Source organism: Chryseobacterium polytrichastri, assembly GCF_900142445.1.
Taxonomy (GTDB): Bacteria; Bacteroidota; Bacteroidia; order Flavobacteriales; family Weeksellaceae; genus Chryseobacterium; species Chryseobacterium polytrichastri.
Map to the genome: position 1 here is coordinate 1 of NZ_FRAV01000065.1, position 8,292 is coordinate 8,292.

Annotated in this window: 7 protein-coding genes; all 7 read right to left on the bottom strand. The window is 33.7% G+C overall.

Annotated features, from left to right (window positions below; all coding sequences use genetic code 11):
• Positions 1 to 230: hypothetical protein (locus BUB80_RS22525; RefSeq protein ID WP_139262872.1), on the bottom strand; the 230-nt coding region annotated here is incomplete at its 3' end.
• A gap of 200 nt (positions 231 to 430) precedes the next feature.
• Positions 431 to 673 carry a hypothetical protein gene (locus BUB80_RS22530; RefSeq protein WP_139262875.1) on the bottom strand — a complete coding sequence of 81 codons (243 nt, stop codon included), beginning with the start codon at positions 671 to 673 and terminating at the stop codon, positions 431 to 433.
• A 215-nt stretch (positions 674 to 888) separates the two neighbouring features.
• The gene (locus BUB80_RS22535) at positions 889 to 1,359 is read right to left on the bottom strand and encodes a hypothetical protein (protein ID WP_073297941.1); all 471 of its coding nucleotides are present in this window, start codon (positions 1,357 to 1,359) and stop codon (positions 889 to 891) included.
• 612 nt (positions 1,360 to 1,971) lie between these two features.
• Positions 1,972 to 2,511 carry a suppressor of fused domain protein gene (locus BUB80_RS22540; RefSeq protein ID WP_073297943.1) on the bottom strand — a complete coding sequence of 180 codons (540 nt, stop codon included), beginning with the start codon at positions 2,509 to 2,511 and terminating at the stop codon, positions 1,972 to 1,974.
• A gap of 51 nt (positions 2,512 to 2,562) precedes the next feature.
• On the bottom strand, positions 2,563 to 2,946 hold the full coding sequence (locus BUB80_RS22545; protein WP_073297945.1) for a DUF2750 domain-containing protein: 384 nt from the start codon (positions 2,944 to 2,946) through the stop codon (positions 2,563 to 2,565).
• 5 nt (positions 2,947 to 2,951) lie between these two features.
• Complete coding sequence (locus BUB80_RS22550) at positions 2,952 to 6,626, bottom strand: DUF6443 domain-containing protein (protein WP_073297947.1); 3,675 nt, start codon at positions 6,624 to 6,626, stop codon at positions 2,952 to 2,954.
• 11 nt (positions 6,627 to 6,637) lie between these two features.
• The gene (locus tag BUB80_RS22555; RefSeq protein WP_139262878.1) at positions 6,638 to 8,038 is read right to left on the bottom strand and encodes a hypothetical protein; all 1,401 of its coding nucleotides are present in this window, start codon (positions 8,036 to 8,038) and stop codon (positions 6,638 to 6,640) included.
• Positions 8,039 to 8,292 lie beyond the last annotated feature (254 nt).

The following is an 8,292-nucleotide window of genomic DNA, read 5'->3' on the forward strand; positions in this document are numbered from 1 at the left end:
CTGTTTCCTGTAGTCGGTTCTTTGTAGAAGGCATTTTTTAATCTATTCAGATTATCATACTCGTAGTTATACCTTTTCAATAGATCTTCTGTAGAATTTTTCCAGTCAACTTCTGCAATATTACCATTAAATCTTCCGGGAGCAATCGTTGGATTGACAGGATTATTATACCTGATTTCATACCCAAACAATTTTCCGTTAAGGTTAACAGGATCATTAATCTTGGTCATCCAACCTCGGATGTTATATGCATAGTCGATTTACTGAAGAGGAGATTCTTAAGATAGCAAACCATTTTCCGATACATGGAAAAAATGCTTATCAACAAAAAACTTAAAGACTTTTTTGCTAATAATTTAGCTGCACTATAAACAATAAAAACCTCGAAAAATACGAGGTTTTTGTTAAACAGGTTTGTAATTATGAAACCTTATTCTATTCTTAAAATTCGAGGATAGTCAAAATACTCTATATATAACTTATCTTCTTTTTCATTATAACATACTCCTATATAATCAAATCCTTTTTGCTGTTTAATTATAAATGCTTGCATATCAGATATTTTTATTTTAATAGGGCCTTCTTCTTTTTTTACTTTTTTAAATTTTTGTCCATAATGATCTTCATTTGGATCTTTAGGAAAGTCTAAGCCATATTTTCCATTAATCTCCAATTTCTTATTAAAAAAACAATTATACTGAAACAATATAACTATTTCATTTTCTTTTTTTGATAAATGCTCTAATACATCTTTCAGATTTTCATCTACTTCTTTTTTCCTATCTAAGCCTAAATCTTCATATTTATTAAAAGAAATAATTTTGTTAGTTTGGCATGAAATAGGATTTAAGATAAAAAAATAAGCAGTATGGTTAATCTAGTATACATTTACTCGCTAAAATATAGTTGTGGGTAATCATAATATTCTATATACCATTCATTCGCAGGAACACTATAACAAATAGATATATAATCGTAATTATCTTTCAAAGAAAATTTAACTTTCTTTCCATCCGAAAAACTTAATTCTATTTTTCTTTTTAAATTTTTTTCGAGCGTAATTATGGCTGTTTTACCTAAATGCCCACCATGAATTTTATCCTCGTTAAAACTTTTGGATATTTTCTTATTAATAATAACCGATTTATTTAGAAAACACTCATAACTGAGCATTAATATTATTTCGTTATCTTTCTTAGGATATGTTTTATTAAATTCATCTAAATATGTTTTTACTTCCTGTTTTTTTTCTATGGACAATTTATCAAAATTATTAGTATAAACTTTTTTACTTTGACATGAAATTAAATTAACAACTAAAAGGCTTATTGTTAAAAAAATATTTTTATTGATTCTCATTTTGATTTAATTTTTGCTGTTCTTTTTCTTTTCTTTCTCTATTTTCATTTGTAATCCTGATATGATTTTTAATATCGTTTGTTTGAGATGGAACTAAATTAGTTCCTGTAGCATCTCTAAGCTCTGGTTTTTGTTGTACATCTTCAGAATTCAGAAGATTGTTTTTATTCTCCTTATTATTTTCAACTTTACTTGTTTCTGAAAATATATGTGGTAAACTTGCTTTATGAGCAAGTTCGTGAGCAAGTGTTCTAGAGCCGTCCTTGGATGTTACTTCACCATCATATATATTTCCATCAGGCTTATTAGATCCATTAATTGTAACAATTCCCTCATCTGTAAATTTTGATACTGGCTTTGCTAAATTAATTGTAAATAAAGCATTTGGGTCTTCGATAATTTTAACCGTTAAACCATAAGAATTAAAAACAGCAACCTCAATCGTATTAATACTATTTTTGATAAAGTATTATTAATTTACAATGGGATGCGAGCAAGATCCTCGCACCACCGTGGTGCAAACCTTCAGTATATACATAGTTAATATTCCATCATTCTTATTTTTAAAAATTAGCACATCATTTTGATATGCTAATTTTAATATAAATTGATTTACCAAAAGTACTTATCCCTATTTAAATCCAATAAATTATCTACTTCGTTCTCCTCAAGAAATTCTTCAAAACTATTCCATCCTTTCTCTTTTATCAATTGGGCTTCTTCATTATAAATAGGAATTATAAGAGGGAAAATTACATTTTTGTTTTCTAATTTTAGTTGCTGTAAATTATCATCAAAATAAAATGGTAAAGTAAAGTATAATGAATTCATTTGAGTTTGTGAAGTCATTGTAAAATCAAATGATAAAACGTCACCCCTACGCACACCGTTTTCTGCATCAATCAAATATTCAGCAAAGCTAGTTAGAAATGAGGCTATTTCATTTTCATTATATTTTGCCATACAGACAAAAATAAATTCATAATAATAATCAATAAAATATCGATTCATTCCAAGTGTAGAATATGTCCTAATCTCTTCGAAAGGAATATTATCATATACTGAAATTGTAAGATTATATTTTTTATCTACAATATCTGTAGCTCTAGATATTGTACCAATGTATTGTTCTAAATGTTTCACTATTCTCATCTAATGAATGCTTTAAAAAAGCCACAATTTGTGGCTTTCCTGGTAATGTTTTTACTGTATCTTTTCAAGTTCTTCATTTAAATCTCGCGTAAATTCTTGGAGATTTACTACAAAGCCTGTCATATCGTAAATTGGAAAAACATTGATTAAACAATCCCTTTCAGTAATAAAATCCATAATTTCATCTTCTAAATCATCGAGGCTAAGTTCTTTAATTGTATATTTCTCCCAACCTCCTATTTTACATAACTCGGCATATTCTTTTGCACTCCATAAAGGAAGCAGTTTGTAGTCATCTAATTCTGAAAGTACATACTCTCCATCTTCATTAAGTAATGTGAAAAATGTTTCCCAATCTGCCACCTTTTTGATAAAGTATTTATACCTTTCGATAGGTTCTAATGACACTACGTTTTCAATTTCTTTTTGGTTCATATTTTTTAATTAACTGGTCTTTCTTTATTTTTTCTTCCCCCATTATCATATTTATGCTGATTTCTATGATCTTTTCTATTTTGCAGGTGAGAATATTCATAGGAATAACCTTTGGCTGCTTCTCTACCTCTTTCGTGCGCTAAATCTTTGCCAGGAGGATTTCTAATTGTTTTTCTTTTTCCTTGTTCAATTTTATTTATATCGGACTTTAGCCATCCTTTATCAGCTTTACCTAATTTAGGATCAGTAGATAATTCCTTTAATCTGGCTTGTTTACCACTTCTACCTTTATTTGATTCAGATGAAGAGCTTGCTTTTTTATCACTCTGTATATTGTCAATGGTATTCTTAAGAATAACACCAGCTCCTGCAAGTTCTACCGTTCCTTTTGCGAGGGCTGCACCACTAACTAGTGCACCAGCTGCTCCGGGTAAAGTTCCTACACCCGAACCCGATGCTGAAGCCGAAGCTACCAATCCCATTGTTCCCCCTCCAATACTTCCTCCACCATCTAGTGCCATTGCAGCACTCAAAATCATTGAAGCTCCATGACCATTACTCACTCCATTTCTATAGTCCTGAGAATTTGTGGCATACGTATTACGGAAATTAGTTCCCATAACGTTGTCTGCCATTGTAAGCGCAAAACCTTTTAAATGGGCACAACATTCACTAACTGCATCTTCAGGAGCATTACCATCAGGATCCGTAAACCTCATTGGGTTATTGAATGCGTAATTATATGGAGACCAGTCGGAAAACTCTTCACTCAAAGGATCCGGGCTCATCCATCGTACTCCGTCATTCATGTACATTCGGTTTCCGAAATCATAGAAACCTGTTTCCTGCAATTCTTTTTTACCGAATTTGTAATTTTTAAAACTGCCTTGTCCGAAGAAAGCATTACCCGTTTTCAGATGGTTCATCCCAAAAGGATAATAATCATTACCATCTACAATTTCCAGAACACCTGCGCTATTTCTTGCGAAACTTACCCTTACATTTCCTAAATGATCTGAGTAGTTGTAAATATATTGATTTTTTGTATAATCATAGAATCCTTCAGCTGTCGGGAAAAACTGTAAATCGGGAGTTTTAAGATCAGCGATCACACCGCTACCAAAAGGAGGATCTATTGTTGGTTCAATAATTCCAATCGGTGTAAATGCCTGTGGTTCAAAAGCACGTTTTAACTGCACCATCATTTCTGAACTTTCTCCACCGCTGCCTGAAGTTATTGTGTTAAAATACTGAAAACCATCTAAATAATCTGTAGTTTCTTTTGTGGTAATTGTCCCTGCTACACCAACAGACGTTTTAGTATTTTCCTTTCTTACTTTTATACCATCAGCCCTGTATTTGGTTAAAATTTGGGAATAAACCTGATCAAAACCAATGTTTACTGTATTCGGCAGGTTCAAATGGTTATAAGCAATCTTTGTAATTTGCTTATCCATCATATTTTTCATATTCCCATTAGCATCATAATCTATCGGGAAACCTGTCGTTCCTTCATATCCTGTACGGTTTCCGCTGTTATCTTTAATCTTTATTGCCTGATTTCCTGCATAAGTATAGTCAAGATTATCAATAACAGTTGCAATACCGCTTCCATAATCCATTACGGAGGTTCTGTAAAGAGCAGTTACATTTCCGTTAAGATCATAGGTTAGTGATTCCGTATTCTCTTTGCTATAAGGATTGTTAGGGTTCTGATAATAACCTGCCGTTAGCTGATTTAATTTATCATAGGCATATCCATATCTTTTTGGAGTAAGCAAAGGATTTGCACCTAATGTTTCAAAGCTTCTCCAATCTGTCTCTGCAACATTACCGTTAAATCTTGGAACTACATTTTTTCCTGAAAATAATCCGGTATCAGGATTTTCAATTCCGTCTCTGCTTGTGTATTTTGCTTTATAAGAAAACAATTTCCCACCCAGATCTGGGGTATTCATTTGGTTTTTATTGATGTCAGTCAACCATCCTCTGATATTGTAATCGTAATCAATACTCTGTAAATTGTTACCTACTTTTTTATTAATCAGCTGAGAAATATCATTGTAAGAATTGTCTGCCAGCAATTGCTCAACATTGTTGTCTACCTGATGATAATGCTGGACCAATCTTTTTTGATCATCATAGACAAAACGTTCTTTTATCGTTATTCCGGCTTCATCAGCTCTTCTTGCATGCTTCGTAACTGTGTTTTTTGGAGCTCCCGTAAAATCAAGTTCCGATTCTATTTTGGTATAACCGCCTAAGTGATTAATTCTATTTGTTGAAATGAGTCTTCCCTTTGAATCAAAGTAGTTATATGTTTTTGTCCAGTTATTATCCTCAATATTTTTTACATACGAAGCTGTTTGCAGGTTATTGGTTGTGGCATCATCATTTACTCCTAATGTTTGTGACAAGGTATATTGACCTAAAATAGTGGAAGGAACAGCGGGTGCACCTTGAGGATAGGTATCATAATAATTTACCGTCAGCAGTGTCATGCTTCCTGTAGGGAAAGCCCGTTTGTCATAATACACCTCCATGCCTTGTAAGGTAAAAAAGGCTGAACTCCTCTTTTCATTATTCGAGGCATTGTCAGTCATGCTGTTTAAAGCATTCTGCATCACCTGTCTTGTTGCCGTATTGGAGAAGAAACCGGTATAAACCACTCTGTTGAACTGATCATATTTGGTAAACATCCAGCCCTTGCTACCGAAATTATTGTTTACGGTTCTGAGAATTCCGTCCTGTGCTAAAACTGGTCTGTCCTGCTTATCATATACCGTAAATTGCCAGTCTTTTCCGGGCAGTTTCTTTTCTACTTCACGATCCTGTCCGTCATATCTATATTGATAACAGAGGTCATTTAAGATACTCTCCGTGATCATCTTATTGTTTTGCTCAATTTGTTTTACGGCTTTTGGAGTAATAATGAATGCCTTCTGATTATATTCATTATACACATAATACGTATCAATATTCTGCGAACCGTCTGTTCTGCGAATCAAAACAACTTGACCTTGTCCGTTTTCAAACTGAACCACAGGATTTCCATCTTCATCCGTTACCGTATTTTTATACAGTACACTTGCAGGATAATATCCTGAATTATCAGAGGAAATAGACAAAGCAGAAATGGTATTTGAAATATTGTTTACCGTATGGGTTGAAGTATTGGTCACAAACTTTCTCACTTCACTCCCTGCATTGGCTTCATACCTGAATTTCTGAGTATGTCCTGAACTGAGTTTCCATGCATCCCCCGCATTCGCCTGTTGTAAAACCCTGTCTAATGGTGAGTTTTCAATTTCTGTTTCTGCATATGCGTTGGCGACACCATAATATGAATTCGCTGTACTTTCATTCGTAATTCCGGAATGAATTAGTGAATTTTGATTAGCTACGGGAGTAGGCAGGATATTTTTTGTCTGTCTTCCGAATCCGTCATACGTAACAGGGGTTACCAAATCTTTTCCTGTAGAACTTGTTTTTACATTGATGATTTGTTTTGCTCTGCCTAATCCGTCAAAATAGGTAATGGTCTCTGATATTTTACTGCAATCATTATTTAAGCAGTTTTTAGACTGCACATAATTTTCGGTATTAGATTGTGCATACGATATTCCTGCGACCATCAAGCCGAATATCGAGAGTGCTTTTTTTATGAATTGTTTTTTCATGATGTGTGCATTTAAGGTTTATAGTTGTAATTGAACTGCTTCACTGTTCTCAGCACGTAGTTTCCTGCGCTGTCTTTTTCTCTCACCTTTACTTCTTTTAACCTGTTTGCAGAATCATAGAGATAAATTTCTCTCACTCCTGTAGGTGCAGTAATACTCGTTACCCCAATCAGTGGATCATACGTATAAGTTGTTATTTTCTTGTCTGCAAAAAAAGAATTTTTCCTGAAGGCAGTTAGGGCATCGAGCAACAACCCTTCTTTACTTGGATCAGCCGCATCTTCATCTGAAGCTGAAACTACAGCTGATGGAGAAACCTGTCCCGTCAACTGATCATACGTTATGCCTTCAATCTGCGCAATGGGCTGGGTGTTGTTATAGCCCCAAACGATGGTGACAGGAGTTCCAAGTTTTGTGGTGTATTGAAGTAGGTTTCCTTTTTCATCATACTTATCATAACTCACCTCTGTAGAAACTATATTATTTAAAATATCATACGACAATTCTGAGCTTGGGAACAGATTACCCGGGTTGTCATACTTTGTCTCTGTTTTTGAAATAAGCTTTCCTAATACATCATTAGCATCTTTCTTTTGAATGGTAGATGTTTCCAGAGGAATACCAATCATGTTGGCACTAATAAGTCTTTGGTCTGCTTTTTCATGAGCATACTGATAATTGGTTTCCGTGATCTTGGAATCCGAATGTGTCGTTACCTCCTTAATCGGATAATCTCTTGTATTGAAGATTATATCTTCAGTGGCCTTCAATGGGTTTCCATTGAAATATTCTATAGACTCAGAATGATTTGGATTAGCTTTTCCTATGATTTCACGCACAGGTAAAATGCGCATCATGCTACTCACATTGGAGCGGCTACCACAAAAAGGATTTAATTGTTGATTCTGTATACAATTGGTCACATAATTTTCATAAGAATTAAAACGCCCTGCATACACATACTCAGAATAGGGTGAATTGATGTAACTTACATTTACTCCTGTAAGAATTTTTGTATCATAGGTATTATATTCAGTATCCTTTTTATACAAATTTATATTCATATTATTCTTTTTCTCATCCTTCGTTAGCAATCCTCTTTTATAATCGTAATTATCTACAGGAAGAAATGGCGGTAGTTCAGGAGAAATATAGAGTGGATTAGGCTTATCGATTGGTGAGGTGTAAGAATATTCAGTTTTTCCTTTATCTTTTTCTGAAACTGTTATATTCTGATATCCTACATCTGAACCTTGTGTTTTCTGAACAGGAAGAAAATTCCCTGATGAGTATATCCCAAATGTATTTCCATAAGGGTATGGACAGTTTCCAACCGACATACCTCCACATTTAGCAACAAATGTATTGGTATAATTATACTCGTAGTTGAGTACAGGCTTTGGAAACACCAATGCTCCGCTGCTTTTTCCTAAATCCGAAAAATTCTTATAAGAAAATGTAGTTGTTTTCTGTGGAACGGTCTCATTTGGATCATCATAATAACTAATATTATTAATTCTTATTCCACCTCCATAAAGCCACTGTTGTTGAATAGGGCTTTTTGTTTTGTATTGTCGCGTCCTAAAATAGGTTTACAGAAAATATACTTATTATGGAAAAACGAGATAGGAATAGAGAAAAGCGTACACAACGAGATTATACAATG